Origin of the sequence: Novosphingobium sp. SG751A, assembly GCF_013149295.1 — a bacterium.
Lineage (GTDB): Bacteria > Pseudomonadota > Alphaproteobacteria > Sphingomonadales > Sphingomonadaceae > Novosphingobium.
On the sequence record NZ_JABGCB010000003.1, the window covers coordinates 23,399 to 38,420 of the forward strand.

Annotated in this window: 15 protein-coding genes and 1 tRNA gene; 7 read left to right on the plus strand and 9 right to left on the minus strand. The window is 62.9% G+C overall.

The features are described 5' to 3' along the window. The first annotated feature begins 12 nt into the window (after window positions 1-12). Both FHW96_RS04510 and FHW96_RS04515 read left to right on the plus strand, forming a co-directional pair. On the plus strand, window positions 13-1,245 hold the full coding sequence (locus tag FHW96_RS04510; protein WP_253950738.1) for a glycosyltransferase: 1,233 nt from the start codon (window positions 13-15) through the stop codon (window positions 1,243-1,245). A 54-nt stretch (window positions 1,246-1,299) separates the two neighbouring features. After that, window positions 1,300-2,250, plus strand: a complete 951-nt coding sequence (locus tag FHW96_RS04515) for an ABC transporter ATP-binding protein (RefSeq protein ID WP_172339375.1) — start codon at window positions 1,300-1,302, stop codon at window positions 2,248-2,250. Window positions 2,251-2,290: 40 nt separating this feature from the next. On the opposite strand, the gene FHW96_RS04520 is transcribed toward FHW96_RS04515, so the two are convergent. Next, window positions 2,291-2,524, minus strand: a complete 234-nt coding sequence (locus FHW96_RS04520) for a hypothetical protein (RefSeq protein ID WP_172339376.1) — start codon at window positions 2,522-2,524, stop codon at window positions 2,291-2,293. Between the two features lie 275 nt (window positions 2,525-2,799). Here FHW96_RS04520 and nadB point away from each other — a divergent pair, with 275 nt between their 5' ends. Continuing rightward, window positions 2,800-4,374, plus strand: a complete 1,575-nt coding sequence (gene nadB, locus FHW96_RS04525) for an L-aspartate oxidase (RefSeq protein ID WP_172339377.1) — start codon at window positions 2,800-2,802, stop codon at window positions 4,372-4,374. A 39-nt stretch (window positions 4,375-4,413) separates the two neighbouring features. Here nadB and FHW96_RS04530 read toward each other — a convergent pair whose 3' ends face one another. Both FHW96_RS04530 and FHW96_RS04535 read right to left on the minus strand, forming a co-directional pair. Further along, window positions 4,414-6,702 (minus strand): TonB-dependent receptor domain-containing protein, encoded by a 2,289-nt coding sequence (locus tag FHW96_RS04530; RefSeq protein WP_172339378.1) that lies wholly within the window; start codon window positions 6,700-6,702, stop codon window positions 4,414-4,416. Window positions 6,703-7,041: 339 nt separating this feature from the next. Further along, window positions 7,042-7,133 (minus strand) — tRNA-Ser (locus tag FHW96_RS04535). A 273-nt stretch (window positions 7,134-7,406) separates the two neighbouring features. Between FHW96_RS04535 and FHW96_RS04540 the strand changes: the two genes are divergently transcribed. Together FHW96_RS04540 and FHW96_RS04545 are read left to right on the plus strand one after the other, a co-directional pair. After that, window positions 7,407-8,144 carry a DUF1134 domain-containing protein gene (locus tag FHW96_RS04540; protein WP_253950739.1) on the plus strand — a complete coding sequence of 246 codons (738 nt, stop codon included), beginning with the start codon at window positions 7,407-7,409 and terminating at the stop codon, window positions 8,142-8,144. Between the two features lie 63 nt (window positions 8,145-8,207). After that, window positions 8,208-9,386: an aromatic amino acid transaminase gene (locus tag FHW96_RS04545; protein ID WP_172339379.1), complete on the plus strand. Its 1,179-nt coding sequence runs from the start codon at window positions 8,208-8,210 to the stop codon at window positions 9,384-9,386. Between the two features lie 233 nt (window positions 9,387-9,619). On the opposite strand, the gene FHW96_RS04550 is transcribed toward FHW96_RS04545, so the two are convergent. Genes FHW96_RS04550 through FHW96_RS04575 form a run of 6 tightly spaced genes read right to left on the minus strand, consistent with a single transcriptional unit; the run spans window position 9,620 to window position 13,533 of the window. After that, complete coding sequence (locus FHW96_RS04550) at window positions 9,620-10,237, minus strand: riboflavin synthase (protein ID WP_172339380.1); 618 nt, start codon at window positions 10,235-10,237, stop codon at window positions 9,620-9,622. Beyond that, complete coding sequence (ribD, locus tag FHW96_RS04555) at window positions 10,210-11,211, minus strand: bifunctional diaminohydroxyphosphoribosylaminopyrimidine deaminase/5-amino-6-(5-phosphoribosylamino)uracil reductase RibD (RefSeq protein WP_172339381.1); 1,002 nt, start codon at window positions 11,209-11,211, stop codon at window positions 10,210-10,212. Before ribD ends, FHW96_RS04550 begins: the two co-directional genes overlap by 28 nt. Next, complete coding sequence (locus FHW96_RS04560; RefSeq protein WP_172339382.1) at window positions 11,211-11,678, minus strand: hypothetical protein; 468 nt, start codon at window positions 11,676-11,678, stop codon at window positions 11,211-11,213. The genes ribD and FHW96_RS04560 overlap by 1 nt, the downstream gene beginning before the upstream one ends. A 51-nt stretch (window positions 11,679-11,729) precedes the next feature. Next, window positions 11,730-12,461: a M48 family metallopeptidase gene (locus tag FHW96_RS04565; protein WP_172339383.1), complete on the minus strand. Its 732-nt coding sequence runs from the start codon at window positions 12,459-12,461 to the stop codon at window positions 11,730-11,732. Further along, complete coding sequence (locus FHW96_RS04570) at window positions 12,461-12,934, minus strand: YcgN family cysteine cluster protein (RefSeq protein WP_172339384.1); 474 nt, start codon at window positions 12,932-12,934, stop codon at window positions 12,461-12,463. Before FHW96_RS04570 ends, FHW96_RS04565 begins: the two co-directional genes overlap by 1 nt. After that, window positions 12,922-13,533, minus strand: a complete 612-nt coding sequence (locus FHW96_RS04575) for an SCO family protein (RefSeq protein WP_172339385.1) — start codon at window positions 13,531-13,533, stop codon at window positions 12,922-12,924. The genes FHW96_RS04570 and FHW96_RS04575 overlap by 13 nt, the downstream gene beginning before the upstream one ends. A gap of 84 nt (window positions 13,534-13,617) precedes the next feature. On the opposite strand from FHW96_RS04575, the gene FHW96_RS04580 reads away from it, so the two are divergent. Next, complete coding sequence (locus tag FHW96_RS04580; protein ID WP_371815629.1) at window positions 13,618-14,238, plus strand: ankyrin repeat domain-containing protein; 621 nt, start codon at window positions 13,618-13,620, stop codon at window positions 14,236-14,238. 11 nt (window positions 14,239-14,249) lie between these two features. Continuing rightward, window positions 14,250-14,909, plus strand: coding sequence for a COQ9 family protein (locus tag FHW96_RS04585; protein ID WP_253950740.1), 660 nt, complete (start codon window positions 14,250-14,252; stop codon window positions 14,907-14,909). The last annotated feature ends 113 nt before the right edge of the window (window positions 14,910-15,022 follow it).

Genomic DNA, 15,022 nt, shown 5'->3' on the forward strand with positions numbered 1-15,022 from the left:
GCCCATCGAGAAATGTTGATTTGTGACCTTACCCAGTCTTATGCACCCGTCGGCGGCGGCGGGGTCAGCACTTATCTACGTGAAAAGCGGCGTTATATTCTGGAACAGACCGGCCACCGGCTGATCCAGATCGTGCCCGGCCCCGAGGATCGCGTGGTCGAATGCGGGCGCCATATCTGGGTTGAGGTCGGCGCCGAACAGGTGCGCGGCAGCCCCAACTACCGCTTCATCCTGCGCACCGGCGCGGTGCGTGAAGTGCTCGAACATTTTCGGCCCGATGTGATCGAATCGCTTTGTCCGTGGGTTTTGCCATGGACGGCAATCAACTATCGCCGTGCCCATCCCGAAACCGCGTTGGTTGCCGGCTATCATACCGATTTTCCCAATGTGCATATTCACCGCGTGGGCGAGCAGCTCTTTGGCCGCCGCATGGCCGATGGCCTGCGTTCGATCGGTGTGGCCTATGCGCAAAAGACCTATGGCGCGTTCGACCGGCTCTATGCGCTCAACGATCCTGTGCGCGATCAACTGGCGCAATGGGGCATCGGCCATGTCGATGTCCTCTCGCTGGGCGTGGATACCGATCAGTTCAGTCCGGCGCGGCGCGATCCTCATTTCCGCGAAAAGCTGGGTCTGGGCGGCGATGGGCCGTTGCTCATCTATGCCGGGCGCATCGACAATGAAAAGCGCGCGCATCGGTTGGTGGAAATGTTCCGCCGCCTGCCGCCCGAAATGGGCGCGGCGATGGTCATGCTGGGCGATGGCAAATTGCGCGACCGGCTGATTCGCGACACGCGCGGGTTGCCGGTGGCGCTGCCCGGATTTGTCGATGATCGCGATGCGCTGGCGATCGCGCTGGCGTCTTCGGACATTTATGTCTCGGCGATGGCCGATGAAACTTTCGGCATTTCGGTGATCGAGGCGCAGTCGAGCGGCCTGCCCGTTGTGGGCGTGGCCAGCGGGGCGATGCCCGCGCGCGTGCCGGCGGGGCTGGGGCGGCTGGGGCCGGTGGATGATGCCGCCGCGATGGCCGATCATGTTCAGGCGCTGTGGCGCGGCGACTATCGCGCGATGGGGGCGGCCGCGCGCAACCATGTGGTCCAGCGTTTCAGTTGGAACAAGACCTTTGCCCAATTGGTGAACGAGGTCTATCCGGCGGCGATGATGCGCGCGCTGGAGCGGCGCTCGGCGGTCTATCGCTGGGCCGAACATCGGCTGCCCGAACTGGTGCGCTCGGTAGGATAAGGGGGCTGGCTAAGTCCTGTTGCGCGTACGGCGTCAGGGGGTTAAGCAGCGCGCATGAGCCATTCCGACGCCCCCGCCATCTCGATCCGCAATCTTGTCAAACGCTATGCGCCCGCCGGTAACGGCGAGGGCAAGCTGGCGCTGAAAGGCGTTTCGCTCGATGTGCCGCAGGGGCAGATCTTTGGTCTGCTCGGCCCCAATGGCGCGGGCAAATCGACCATGATCAACATCATGGCGGGCATGGTGCGCAAGACCAGCGGCGAAGTTTCGATCTGGGGCTTTGACATTGACCACGACCGGCGCAACGCCAGTCGCGCCATCGGCATCGTGCCTCAGGAAATCGTGTTCGACCCTTTCTTCACCCCCTATGAGGTGCTGGAGAACACCGCAGGCCTCTATGGCATTCCCAAGGCCGAGCGTCTGTCCGAACAATTGCTGGCCGATGTGCATCTGTCGGACAAGGCGAAGGCCTATGCCCGCACGCTGTCAGGCGGCATGAAGCGGCGCCTGCTGGTGGCCAAGGCGATGGTGCATCAGCCCCCGGTGCTGGTGCTGGACGAGCCGACGGCGGGCGTGGACGTGGAGCTGCGCCGTCAGCTCTGGGAACTGGTCAAGCGGCTGAATGATGAAGGGGTGACGGTGGTGCTGACCACGCATTACCTGGAGGAAGCCGAGGAATTGTGCGACCGCATCGCCATCATCAATCATGGTGAGCTGATCGCGAATAAGCCGACCCGCGAACTGGTCGATATGGCGCGTGAAAAGATCGTTGTGCTTACGCTTGAAAAGCCCATCGATACGCTGCCCGACCATCCCGCTTTTCTGAAATGCACGGCGGTGGCCCCCGATATTATCGAAATCACCTATGACAAGGACAAGACCAACGCGGGCGAGATCCTTGGTGCGGTGCAGGCGCAGGGCATGGCCATTGTCGATGTCACCACGCGTGAGGCCGATCTGGAGGATGTCTTTGTCAGCCTGACCACGCAGGTCCAGACTACGTAAGCGATGTTATTGCGGGGGCAGGCTGCTGCCCCCGGCGTTCTTACAGGTCCGATGATGTGGAAGATGTCGTGCTTTCCATCTGATCCTGAACCCAGCGGCCTTTATCCATCCGGCGAATCGGCTTTTTGCAAAAACGGCACGCGCCGACAAAATTAAGCCCGTCCCATTTGACCCTGCTTCGGCGCGGAGCATGGCGGTTGAACAGACACAAAGGCAAGTCGAGTTTCATCGTAACGACCCCATCCAGGCGCAGGTCAACGGCAGGCGAATTCATAGGAAACGCCTGCTGACCTTGTCAGGTAAAATTATGTAATCTTCGATCCAATTACGTTCATATACCTAAATCTGACGGGGGAAAAGCAATTGCTTGACCCATTTTGCAATTACTTTCTCTTTTTTCTTATGTGTTTAACCATATCCGCCCCTCTTGGGCGAAAATGACGGTTTCGTTGCGTTGCCTGCTTTCCAAATCGGCCCTTTGGGCGCAAAGCGAGGCCGCGAATCGCGTGCCGCCTGCCCATGAAGCAGCGGCCCAGTTTGGAATGGCTTATGAATGCTGATGTGATCGTGATCGGTTCGGGCGCTGCCGGTTTGACCGCCGCCCTCTCTCTGGCTCAGCGGTTGAAGGTGCTGGTGCTGGCCAAGGGCACGCTGACGGGGGGATCAACCGCATGGGCGCAGGGCGGGATCGCCGCCGTGCTGGATGCGGGCGATACGTTTGAGGATCATATCCGCGACACGATGGTGGCGGGCGCGGGGCTGAACCGGCTCGATACGGTCGAATATGTGGTCGAGCGTGCGCCGTTGGCGATCGGGCGTCTGGCCGATCTGGGGGTACCGTTCAACACCGAGGGCGATCATCTGCATCTGCATCGCGAGGGCGGCCATTCGCATCGTCGCATCGCCCATGTGGCCGACGCCACCGGCTGGGCGGTGCAGGAGGCGCTGATCCGCGCCGCAGAGGCCCATCCCAATATCACGCTGCTGCCGGGGCAGAGCTGCATTGATCTCATCACCGGGCGGCACGAGATGCGCTATTCCGGTTCGGGCCGGGTGTGGGGCGTCTATGCGCTGGATGAGGCCAGCGGCAAGGTCGAGGCTCATGTCGGGCGCGCCACCATTCTGGCCACTGGTGGCGCGGGGCGTGTCTATCAGTTCTCCACCGCGCCGCGCGGGGCCACGGGCGACGGCATCGCCATGGCATGGCGCGCGGGCGCGCGTGTGTCGAACATGGAGATGATGCAGTTCCACCCTACCTGCCTCTACAACCTTGAGGTCAAGAACTTCCTCATCACCGAGGCGGTGCGCGGCGAGGGCGGACGCCTGATCAACCCGCGCACGGGCAAGCGGTTTATGCCCGATTATGACGACCGCCTCGAACTGGCCCCGCGCGATGTCGTGGCCCGCGCCATCGACAGCGAGATCAAGAAATACGGGCTCGATTTCGTCCATCTGGACATCAGCCACAAGCCCGCCGATTTCGTGCGCGAGCATTTCCCCAATATCCATGAGAAGCTGCTCTCGCTGGGCATCGACATGACGAAGGAGCCGATTCCTGTCGTGCCCGCCCAGCATTACACCTGCGGCGGGGTCGTCACCGATCTGGATGGGCATACCGATCTGCCCGGCCTCTATGCCGCCGGGGAATGCGCGGAAAGCGGACTGCATGGCGCCAATCGCCTTGCTTCCAATTCGCTGCTGGAATGTCTTGTGTTCGGCGATGCTTCGGCCGCCGATATTCTGGCGCGCTGGGACGAATTCGATGCGCCCCCTCCGATCCGTGCGTGGGATGAAAGCCGGGTTTCGGATTCGGACGAAGAAGTCATCATCAAGCAGAACTGGACCGAGATCCGCCGCTTCATGTGGAATTACGTGGGCATCGTGCGCAGCACCAAAAGGCTGGAACGCGCAGCCCATCGCATCAAGCTGCTGTTTGACGAGGTGGATGATTATTACGGCCACTTCCGCGTGACCACCGATCTGATCGAATTGCGCAATCTGTTGCAGAGCGCGGATCTGATCGTGCGTTCAGCGCTCAAGCGTCATGAAAGCCGGGGGTTGCACTATACGCTGGATTATCCCAAGACGGTCGAGCCGCCGCTCGACACCGTGCTGGTGCCATAAAGGGAAACAGGCCGGGGGTGAGCCCGGCCTGTCGCATCATCAATATTCAAAGCCCAGCGTGACGCCATAGGTGCGCGGGGCGCCATAGGTGCCGTTGTCGCCGCTGTTCGAGGCGCCGATCTGGGTGCGATAGAAGGCATTGCCCAGATTGCGGCCCCACAGGCGCGCATAGACCCGATCGTTGGGCCGATAGGTCAGCGAACCGTCGACCAGCGTATAATGCGCCTGCGTCACGCGCTCGTCGGGCGAGCCGACATAGCCGCCATTGTAATAAACATTGCCCGCCAGCGTGAACTTACTCAGTTCATACGAACCGCCAAGGCTGAAGGTGATGTCGGGGGTATTCTGCAATTTGTGGCCCGAGGCGTCGCCGTAATAGAGGCAATTGCCGCCCAATTGCGCGGCGGGCGAACCGAATGTGCCAAGGCAGGCGGTGTTGGCCATGGTCGCGCCGGTCTTGCTGTTCACATAGGTCAGGTTGGCGATGTTGAAGCCCGATGCCACCGGATAGGGGGTCGAAAGGACGGCATCGGTAAAGCTGGTATAGCGGGCATGCGTCAGGTTGACCCCGCCAAACAGGCGCAGGTGGTCGGTTACGCGCCAGTTGATATCGGCGTCCAGACCATAGATGCGGGCGCCCTTGGCATTATAGACATTCTGAACCCCGGAGATGACCTGCATCACCTGAATGTTCTTCTCGTCATAATAGAAGCCTGCGACATTCAGGCGCACCCGGCGGTCGAACAGGTCGGTCTTGGCGCCGATTTCATAGGCATCGACCTCTTCGGGGTTGAGCAGCGGGGCCGACCCTGCGGTAAAGGCCTGCGCGATATAGGTGCCCGAGCGGAAGCCGCGGTTGTAGCTGGCATAGACCATGACTTCGGGCGAGAAGCGGTGATCGACCGAGAGGCGCCACGTCGCCTTGTTGAACGTATGCGCATCGCTGACGGGCGCGCCGATGGTGGTGGTGCCGGTTGCGCCATTATAGGAATTGACCTGCGCGGTCAGGGTGCGCTGGTCATGAGTATAGCGCAGGCCCGCCACCAGATGGGTGTTGGGATCGAAGGCATAGGTGCCCTCGGCAAAGCCGGAGAGCGAAGTCAGGCGGACATTGTTGATATTGTCGGTATAGCCATTGCCGCCAAACACGCGGGTGCCGGTGGTGCGGCCCGGCTCGGTCCCGGCCGAATTCCACATATAGAAGCCGCCCAACACCCATTGCAGCTTGCCCCCGCCATTCGACATCAGGTTCACTTCCTGCGTGAACTGGCGGTCATACTGGTTGTTGTCGATGCGCAACTGGGGCTGGGTGGTGCCGTCGGGGTCGAAATAGCCGCGGATGGTCGATTTGCGATAGGCGGTCACGCTCTTGACCTTTACCCCGCCAAGGCCCTGTTCGATGGTCAGGCCGCCGCCGCTCTGGCGGGTGCGCAGCACCGGATCGACGTCGGCATAAATATCGGTGTTCGGATTGCCGCCCAGCGCGATAATCTGGCCCGTCACATTCTGGCCCAGCGTGTTGAGCGTGAAATTGCGGAAAGCAGGTTCCGAACTGTTGCGGCCGTTGCTGTCGATCGAGGCCAGAATGTTGGTGTCGGCGCCGGGCTGCCATTGCAGCTTGCCGCGCATCACATATTGTTCGCCGCTGTTGATGTCCTTGCCGGTGAACAGATTCTTGCCCCAGCCCTTGTCGCGGTTTTCATATTGGCCGGAAACCGAGAAGGCCAGCTTTTCGGTGATCGGCCCCGAGAGATAGGCCGCGCCGTTCATCGTCTCGTAATTGCCATAGCTCAGCTCGGCCTTGCCGGTCCATGTCTTGCTGGGGCCTTGGGTGGTGATCTGGATCAGGCCGCCGGTGGCGTTGCGGCCAAACAGCGTGCCTTGCGGGCCTTTGAGGACCGTCACCTGCTTGGCGTCGAACAGGGATTGCAGCACGCCGAAAGACGCCCCGTAATAGACGCCATCGACATAGACCGCGACCGGGTTTTCGATCCCCGGCCCCTGACCCGTGGCGCCGATGCCGCGAATGCGGGGCAGGGCATAGCCGCCCGCCGCCACGGTGACATTCAGCGCAGGTACCGCCGCGCGCAGGCTTTGCGTATCGGTGATGCCCGTGGCTTTCAGCTCGGCCGTGCCCAGAGCTGTCAGCGCGATCGGGACGTTCTGGGCCTTTTCCTCGCGCTTTTGCGCAGTGACCACGATTTCGCCCAAGCCCTTTTCTGCCTGTTGAGCATTGGCCTGTTGGGCGCAGAAAAGGGCTGGAATGGCGAGCCCCACGGCGGCTCCGGCCATGAAGATGCGGCGCATGGTGGTGATATTCTTGTTCACGATACAATACCTCCCGAAATATCGTCATTTTTATTTCGGGGTTTTGAACGGATCGCTTCATGCGATTTGGATGCACGACTTTACGGGCCGTAAACGACCATTGCAGGACGCGATCCATCCTCCCCGATTTGTTGTTCTATGATGATGTATATCGGTTGATTTTGACCGAGCCTGATCCATTTGACGCAGCGGGCGATCAACTTTCCGATGCGCGATGCGCGATGCGCGATGTGGACAGGGCGACGCAGGCGCGCAGAAACGTGCCGGATCGAGAATTCAACTATCATGCAAAGGCGCCACCAAGGCCGGAATTCCGGCGCCCGATTGTCGGGCGAGTGATGGCGGAGACGCCGGGATTCGAACCCGGGGAGCCCCCTTAAGGGCTCGACGGTTTAGCAAACCGCTGGTTTCAGCCACTCACCCACGTCTCCGGATCGCAGCGGCGAAGGCGGCCTATAGCGGGGGTATTTCGAACCGGCAAGGGGGTAGAATGATTTCTTTTTATTCGCTGGGGAAACAGCGCGCACGCCGTTCATTTACCGCTGGCGCAAAATCGCTTCAGCCTCCAGCAATGCAGGCCCGGCCACGTTTTGCCGCATATCCGACTCGGCCTGCCGCCTGCCGACTTGCGCAAGGGAAGGCCGGATTGTCCACAAGGCCGGCGGGCGATAGACTGGGCCTGCCGCGATGAGAGGAATGAAGCGATGAAGCCGAACCGTATGGCTGGCCATGGCGCAAGGATGGGCGCTCTGGTGGCGTTGAGCATGATGATTCTGACGCCGGTAGCCCATGCGCAGAGCAACCCGCCGATCGATTCCGATCTGGTCCGGCCCGATGCCCCGGCAGCGCCCGCGCCCGCCTATGCGCCGCCGGCGGGCGGCGCAACCTATGCTCCGGCCGCGCCCGCCGCGCCTCAGCCTGTCGCGCCGGCCGCAACGCCCGCACCGCCAGCCGATGGGCGGACCTATCATCAGGACGACCTGATCGGCGCAGCCGAGGGCGTGTTCGGCAAGGGCGCCAAGGGGCTGGCCCAGATCATTCAGGATATTCTGAAAAAGCAGGGTGAGCCGAACGGCTATATCGTCGGGCGCGAGGCGGGCGGGGCCTTTGCCCTTGGTCTGCGCTATGGTTCGGGCACGCTCTATCACAAGATCGAGGGCCAGCGTCCGGCTTACTGGGCGGGCCCCTCAATCGGCTTTGACGCCGGGGCCAATGCCGCCAACACTTTCGTGCTGGTCTATAATCTTTACAACACCGAAGACCTCTATCACCGCTTTGGCGCGGGCGAGGGGCAGGCTTATATGGTGGGAGGCTTCAATGTTTCCTATCTGCGGCGCGGCGATGTAGTGCTGATTCCGGTGCGCATGGGGGTCGGGCTGCGGCTGGGCATCAATGGCGGCTATATGAAGTTCTCGAAAAAGCAGAACTGGAACCCGCTCTAAGCGCCGATTCGTGGCGATACGCCCTTGCCCCCACCGGCGCGTGGGGGTAAAGGCGCGGCCACTATGCTCAACAACCTCAAGCAACAGCCCGCCGACGCGCTTCTGGCGCTGATCAAGCTCCACAATGCGGACCCCCGCGAGGACAAGATTGACCTCGGCGTGGGTGTCTATCGCACCGATACGGGCGCCACGCCTGTGTTCGAATCGGTGAAGGCGGCTGAAAAGCTGCTGCTCGATACGCAGGATTCCAAAGCCTATCTGGGTCCCGAAGGCGACATGGGGTTTGTCCATGCGCTGATGCCCTATGTGTTTGGCGCCGCAAACCCGACCATGGATGGCCGCATCGATGGGATGCAGGCTCCGGGCGGTACGGGCGCGGTGCGTCTGGCCGTGGCCCTGGCCAAGAAGGCGGGCGTTACCCGCATTCTGATGGGCACGCCCAGCTGGCCCAACCATGCCCAGATCGCCGCCGATGTCGGCGTCGAAATCAAGGGCTTCAACCACGCCACCAAGGCTGGCGTTGCCGACATGGATTCCCTGCGCGAAGCGATTGCCGGAGCCGAAGCTACCGATGCCATCATGCTGCACGGCTGCTGCCACAACCCGACCGGCATTGATTACACCAACGCCGAATGGGACGAAATCGCAGGCCTGATCAAGGCCAAGGGCATCCTGCCGATCCTCGACCTTGCCTATCAGGGTCTGGGTCAGGGCATGGAAGAAGACGCCTATGGCATCCGCCGCGTTCTGGCCGAAGTGCCCGAAGCGCTGATCGCCTATAGCTGCGACAAGAACTTCGGCTATTACCGTGATCGCGTGGGCGCGCTCTATGTGCTGGCCCAGAATGCCGACGCGGTGAACATCGTGCTGTCGAATGGCGCCACGCTGGCCCGCGCGGCTTGGTCGATGCCGCCTGACCATGGCGGCGCGGTGGTTCGTCTGATCCTCTCGGACGCAGGCCTGACCAAGAGCTGGCTCAACGAGCTGGACGTTATGCGCGCGCGCATGAACGAAGTGCGCGCCAAGCTGGGCGGCGCAGGCGTTCAGGGTTCGGTCGATTTCGCGCCCTTCGGCACGCAGAACGGCCTGTTCTCGATCGTTCCGCTCAATGGCGATCAGGTGCTGGCCATGCGCGAAAAGCACGGCGTCTATATGGCCGGTTCGGGCCGTATCAACGTTGCGGGCCTGACGATGGGCAACATCGACAAGTTCATCGCGGCGGTGGCGGACGTTACGGCTTAATTTGGGGCTTTTTGCCTCCGGCGGGCAAAGGGACTTGGTCCCTTTGCAATCCCGATATTGAAAGAGCGCCTCGTTCCGAACGGGGCGCTCTTTTGGTTTGCATAAAAGCCTGCGGCGCAGGGAAATGGCGCCGCAGGCTTTAATTTTTCCAACGCTGCGTCCGACACAAAACGCCGAGCCCTATGCGCAACAAAGAAAGTAACGGGAGCGCGAGGGTCTAGACCCTCGCATAATCACCCCTTCAACGCCTGCATACGCTTCAGATACCGCGCCAAAACATCAATCTCCAGATTGACCGACGCGCCCTCGACCCACTGCCCCGCAGTTGTGACCTTGGCGGTATGGGGGATGATGTTGAGCGCAAAGTGGCAGGTGCCATCGACCTGATCGGCGATGTCATTGACCGTCAACGAGATGCCATCGACGGTGATCGAGCCTTTTTCCGCGATATAGGGCGCAAGGTCTGCGGGCGCGGCGATGATCACGCGGATCGAATCGCCCACCGTGCTGATGCTGACCACCGATCCCACGCCATCGACATGGCCGGTCACGATATGCCCGCCCAGTTCATCGCCCAGCTTGAGCGCCGGTTCGAGATTGAGCGTGGTGCCTTCAACCCAGCGCCCCGCCACGGTGCGGCTGGTGGTTTCGCCCGAGATGTCGACGGCGAACCACGAATCGCCCGCCACACCGCCCTTGTCCACCACCGTCAGGCAGACGCCCGAGCAGGCGATGGAGGCGCCGATGGCGATGCCTTCGGGGTCAAAAGGGGCGGCGATGCGGGCGTGGACGTGCTGCGTGCCCGTGGCCTGCGTGATGGTGCCTAAAGCGGTGACAATGCCGGTAAACATGGGGTTGCCTCATAGATTTCCAGCGTGTCCTTGCCAAGCTGGCGTTGATCGGTCTTGTGCCAGCGGTCATGGGCCTGCGCCAGAGCCGAAAGGCCGTAATCGCCAATGCCCTGCCTGCCCCCGCCGATCAGGATGGGCGCGCGATAGAGCAGCAGGCGGTCCACCAGCCCGGCGCGCAGGAAGGCCGATGCCGCCCCCGCGCCGCCCTCGACAAAAAGGTAGAGGTCATCGCGCAACCCATGGATCGCTTGCGGAGAGGGCAGGGCATCCCACCCATCCGGCACCGCGCCATGCGTTAGCACCAACCTGCGCGGGCTTTGCACCTCCAGGCCTGGCAGACGCACGTCGAGGCGCGGATTGTCCGCCCGTAACGTTCCGCCGCCCACCAGAATCGCGTCTGATTGTGCTCGCATGGCATGGGTATGGGCGCGTGCTTCGGGGCCCGTGATCCACTGGCTTTCGCCATCGGCCCGCGCGATGCAGCCGTCGAGCGACATTGCCAGCTTGAGCGTCACATGCGGGCGCCCCTTGACCCGCTGGGTCAGATAGCCTGCCAGCGAGGCGCGTGAGGCGGGGCAATCGACCTGCTCCACCGCAATGCCTGCACCGCGAATCCGGGCGATGCCTGCGCCTGCTGTGCGCGGATCGGGATCGCCGCAGCCGATCACCACCCGCGCCAGCCCCGATGCTGCCACCAGATCCGCGCAGGCCGGGCCGCGCGCCGAAACATGGGCGCAGGGTTCGAGCGTCACATACATCGTTGCCCCGCGCGCATCGACGCCGCTTAGCGCCACGGCTTCGGCATGGGGCCGCCCGCTGCTTTGCGTCCAGCCGCGCGACACGACCACGCCATCGCGCACCACAATTGCCCCCACGCCCGGATTGGGCCGGGACAAGGGCCGCGCCCGCGTGGAAATCCTCGCGGCGGCGTCCAGCCAGCGCAGATCGGCCCTGTCGCCCACGACGTCAGCCATTATTTCGCGGCGGCGGCCTGCACGGCCTTGGCGTGTTCGGCCTCGGCAGCGGCGGCCTTGGCCTCTGCGGCGCGTTGCGCTGCGGCGTCACGCTCGATCTTGTCGACGTCCATGCCCGAAATCCGGCCCAGTGTGCGGTAGAGCTTTTTGGTCTCTTCCTCGGCCTCGGCCTGTTCGCGCGCGCGGTCTTCTTTGATCTTCTGAAAAGCCAAGTTGCTGGCCTTGATTTCCTCGTCGCTGCGGTCCGCGCGCCAACTGTTGATATAGGTGATCGAGGGCAGGCGCGGCGGCGCGCGATGCTCTTCGCGGATAATCAACGAGAGAACAGAGCCGCTGGCCACGAAAGCGGCCAGCACAAAGCGCCACCGATGCCGCCCCGACGAGCGCCACACCGAGACGAAATCGGACACTGCGCCCGTGGGCGACACATCGGACCACATCGAATTCTTGCGTTTGAAAACCATCACGCCACGCAAATAGGGATGAATCGCGCCTTACGCCAGCACTATGCGCCCGGATCAGCCAAGCGGCGTATAGAGCGAGCGCCCATGGCGTTTGAGCCAGCGGTTGGTTTCCTCGATACTGCCTTCAAACAATTGGGCAAGCAGGGCGTGGAAGGCGGGCGAATGGTTGAAATGGACCAGATGCGTGACCTCATGGGCAACCACGGCGCGGCGCACCGAATCGGGGGCCATCATCAGACGCCAGTTGAGTCGCACGCTGCCCCGCGCCGAACAGCTGCCCCAGCGCGCCTGCGCGCCCGAGAGCGCCAGCGGGGGCACGGGCACCCCGGCGCGGGCGCAATAAAAGGCCAGATCCTGCGTAAAATGCTCGCGCGCCTGCGCCTGCATCCAGCGGGTGAGGCGGGGGGCAAGCGAATCCAGCGCGCCGCCCATATGGATCACGCCCCCTTCGCACACCACGCGGCGGGTCGATCCGGGGCTGTGGGCGATCCGGTGCGGCACCCCGGCGAACAGGATCACCCCGCCCGGCGCCAGCTCCACCTTGGGCGTATGGCGCGCCAGTTGCGCGGCCAGCCAGTCGGCGCGCAAATTGGCGAAATCAAGCGCATCCTGCGTGCGGGCCCATTTGGGGATGGCGATCCGCACCTCGCTGCCGTCGGGGGCAAGGCGCATGGTCATGCGGCGCGATTGCGGCAGGCGGCGGATCGTGATCGGCACGCGCGCACCGTTCAGCTCGATTGAGGGGCTTTCCTCCTCTTTCTGACTGCGCCGCAGCCAGTCGAGCATTATTCTTCTTCCTCAATGATCTCCATCGGCTCCATGCCCTCGGGCCAGATGATGTGATGGTGCAGAGGCCCCGCCACCGTCTCGCTGATGGCGCGGCCCGCCACGCTGGCGCCTGCCGCATGGACGCTCTGCCGGTCGCCGGTCAGCAGGTAATGCCATTCGGGCAAGGGCCGACCCTCGCCCCGCCGACGATAGGCGCAGGTTTCGGGCAGCCAGCCCAACTGCCGCACGCTCTTGGGCGTCAGTCGGATGCAATCGGGCACATGGGCGCGTCGGTTCTTGTAATCGCTGCACTGGCCCGTGCGCAGGTCGAGCAGCTTGCAGGCCACATTGGTCATGAAGATCTCGCCGCTGTCCTCGTCCTCGACCTTGTGTAGACAGCACTGACCGCAGCCGTCGCACAGCGCCTCCCATTCCGCCTTGCTCAGGCGGTGGAGCGGGAGTTCCCAGAAGCGGTCTCTCATTTCACCCATGTTGACAGGTCCTCCGCCACGGCCTGCGGGCCTTTATCCACCGGCAGCATCGAGATCGGCTGACCATCCGGCCCCATCAGATAGGCGATCCGGCTGTGGTCCATCAGATATCCGCCCGAGGTTTCCTTGCCGCGCGCATAATAGGCGGCAAAGGTTTTGGCGGCCTGATCCACCTGTGCCGCCGAGCCGGTCAGGCCGATCAGGCGCGGCGAGAAGGCGGCGGCAAATTCGCCCACGACCTTGGGTGTGTCGCGCGCCGGGTCGATGGAAATGAAGATCGGGCGGATGCGATCGGCCTCTTTGGGATGGGTCTTGGCAAAGGCGTCCAGCCCGCGCATCGCCACCGCCACATCGGTGGGGCAGGCATCGGGGCAGAAGGTGTAGCCGAAATAGACGATCCGGTAGAAGCCCTTGAAATCGGACCACTGCACTGTCTTGCCATCCTTGTTCACCAGCGTGAACGGCCCGCCGATGGCGGCGCCCGCCAGCGGCGGATCGGAAGGAGACGGCGCGGATTTGCAACCCGAGAGCAACAGCGCGCCCGCGATCAGGGCGGCAAGTGAGGTACGAATGGGCTTGATCATGGCGCGGCTGTTCATGCTCTGCTAAAGGCCCTTGCGCAAGGTGCGATGATGCGCCCATGAGGGTTTAAGGGCGGCGCATTCGGCTATGGAGGAAGTGAAGTGATCTCTGGCACATATCGGCGCAGGCTGCGTGTGGCGCTGTTTGCGGCGCTGGCGATGGGCGTTGCTTTGCCCGGCCCGGCGCAGGCCCAGTTTTCGAAAAGCTACAAGTTCCTCGAAAGCGTGAAGAAGAAGGAAGGGCAGGAGGTCACCGACGCTCTGGCCGAACCGGGCACGACCATCATCAATACGCGCGATGTTTCCACCGGCGAAACCGCGCTGCATATCGTGACCGCGCGCCGCGATACCACATGGATCAGCTTTCTGCTGGGCAAGGGCGCCGATGCGAACATCCGCGACGCCAAGGGCCAGACCCCGCTGGTGGTGGCGGCCAACCTCGGCTTTGTCGAAGGTATGGAATTGCTGATTGCGGGCGGGGCGCGGGTGGATGAACCCAATTCGACCGGCGAGACTCCGCTGATTTCGGCCGTGCATCGCCGCGACATCGCGATGATGCGCGTGTTGCTCAAGGCTGGCGCCAGCCCCGACCGTGCCGACAGTTCGGGCCGCACCGCGCGTGATTACGCCAAGCTGGAGCGCAACGACAATCTGATCGAAGAGATCAACACCAACGCCAAGAAGACTGACAACAAGGCCCGCACCTATGGGCCTTCGTTCTGACGCAGGAGCGCATGATGATGCAGGCCGATAATCTCTCGCTCGACGAATTGCGCGTGGCGCTGGCGCCCGGTGTGGCGCGGGCGGCGGTGTTCGACGGCTGGGGCGAGGAGGCGGTGCGCGCCGCGGCGGCGGAAAAGGGCGTGTCCGCCGATGTCGCGCTTTATGCCTTTAATGAGGGCGCGATGGCGATGATCTCGGCGTGGATCGCCTCGATTGATCTGGCGATGGTCGAGGCGCTGCCTGCGGCCGAGCTGGCCAAATTGCCGATTCGTGAGCGGATTTCGCGGCTGGTGCGTTTCCGCCTCTCGGCCTTGGGCGGGGCGGAGGAAAGCCTGCGCCGCGCTCAGGCGATCATGGCGCGGCCGCGCAATCTGGCGGCGGCGGCGCGGCTGGGATGGCAGAGCGCGGATGCCATGTGGCGTCTGGCGGGCGACCGGGCGGTTGATTTCAATCATTACACCAAGCGTGCCACGCTGGCAGGCATCTATGCGGCGACATTGGCGGTTTTCGCCAATGATGAGAGCGAGGGCAAGGCGGACACGCTGGCCTTTCTCGACCGCCGCATCGAAGGGGTGATGCGCTTTGAGAAGATCAAGGGCCAGTTGCTGCGCCGCGACGGGATGCATTTCAGCCCGGTGCGCCTGCTGGGCCGTTTGCGCTATCCGGCGTAAGGTCTGTTTGGGAAATCGCCTCCGCGATTTCCCATGGCACCGGGCCTCTTGCCCGTGCCGCCATAAAAAGCTCATGGTTATTGCGAGTGAGTTGCAATTTGCTCTGAAGTCTG

What these genes read in the sequence shown, in the direction of transcription:
- FHW96_RS04540 (WP_253950739.1), top strand. Translation starts at nt 7,407, where the DNA reads ATGAAGCCGAACCGTATGGCTGGCCATGGCGCAAGGATGGGCGCTCTG.
- FHW96_RS04570 (WP_172339384.1), bottom strand. Translation starts at nt 12,934, where the DNA reads ATGGGTGAAATGAGAGACCGCTTCTGGGAACTCCCGCTCCACCGCCTG.
- nadB (WP_172339377.1), top strand. Translation starts at nt 2,800, where the DNA reads ATGAATGCTGATGTGATCGTGATCGGTTCGGGCGCTGCCGGTTTGACC.
- FHW96_RS04520 (WP_172339376.1), bottom strand. Translation starts at nt 2,524, where the DNA reads ATGAATTCGCCTGCCGTTGACCTGCGCCTGGATGGGGTCGTTACGATG.
- FHW96_RS04585 (WP_253950740.1), top strand. Translation starts at nt 14,250, where the DNA reads ATGATGATGCAGGCCGATAATCTCTCGCTCGACGAATTGCGCGTGGCG.
- FHW96_RS04565 (WP_172339383.1), bottom strand. Translation starts at nt 12,461, where the DNA reads ATGCTCGACTGGCTGCGGCGCAGTCAGAAAGAGGAGGAAAGCCCCTCA.
- FHW96_RS04575 (WP_172339385.1), bottom strand. Translation starts at nt 13,533, where the DNA reads ATGAACAGCCGCGCCATGATCAAGCCCATTCGTACCTCACTTGCCGCC.
- FHW96_RS04550 (WP_172339380.1), bottom strand. Translation starts at nt 10,237, where the DNA reads ATGTTTACCGGCATTGTCACCGCTTTAGGCACCATCACGCAGGCCACG.
- ribD (WP_172339381.1), bottom strand. Translation starts at nt 11,211, where the DNA reads ATGGCTGACGTCGTGGGCGACAGGGCCGATCTGCGCTGGCTGGACGCC.
- FHW96_RS04510 (WP_253950738.1), top strand. Translation starts at nt 13, where the DNA reads ATGTTGATTTGTGACCTTACCCAGTCTTATGCACCCGTCGGCGGCGGC.
- FHW96_RS04515 (WP_172339375.1), top strand. Translation starts at nt 1,300, where the DNA reads ATGAGCCATTCCGACGCCCCCGCCATCTCGATCCGCAATCTTGTCAAA.
- FHW96_RS04545 (WP_172339379.1), top strand. Translation starts at nt 8,208, where the DNA reads ATGCTCAACAACCTCAAGCAACAGCCCGCCGACGCGCTTCTGGCGCTG.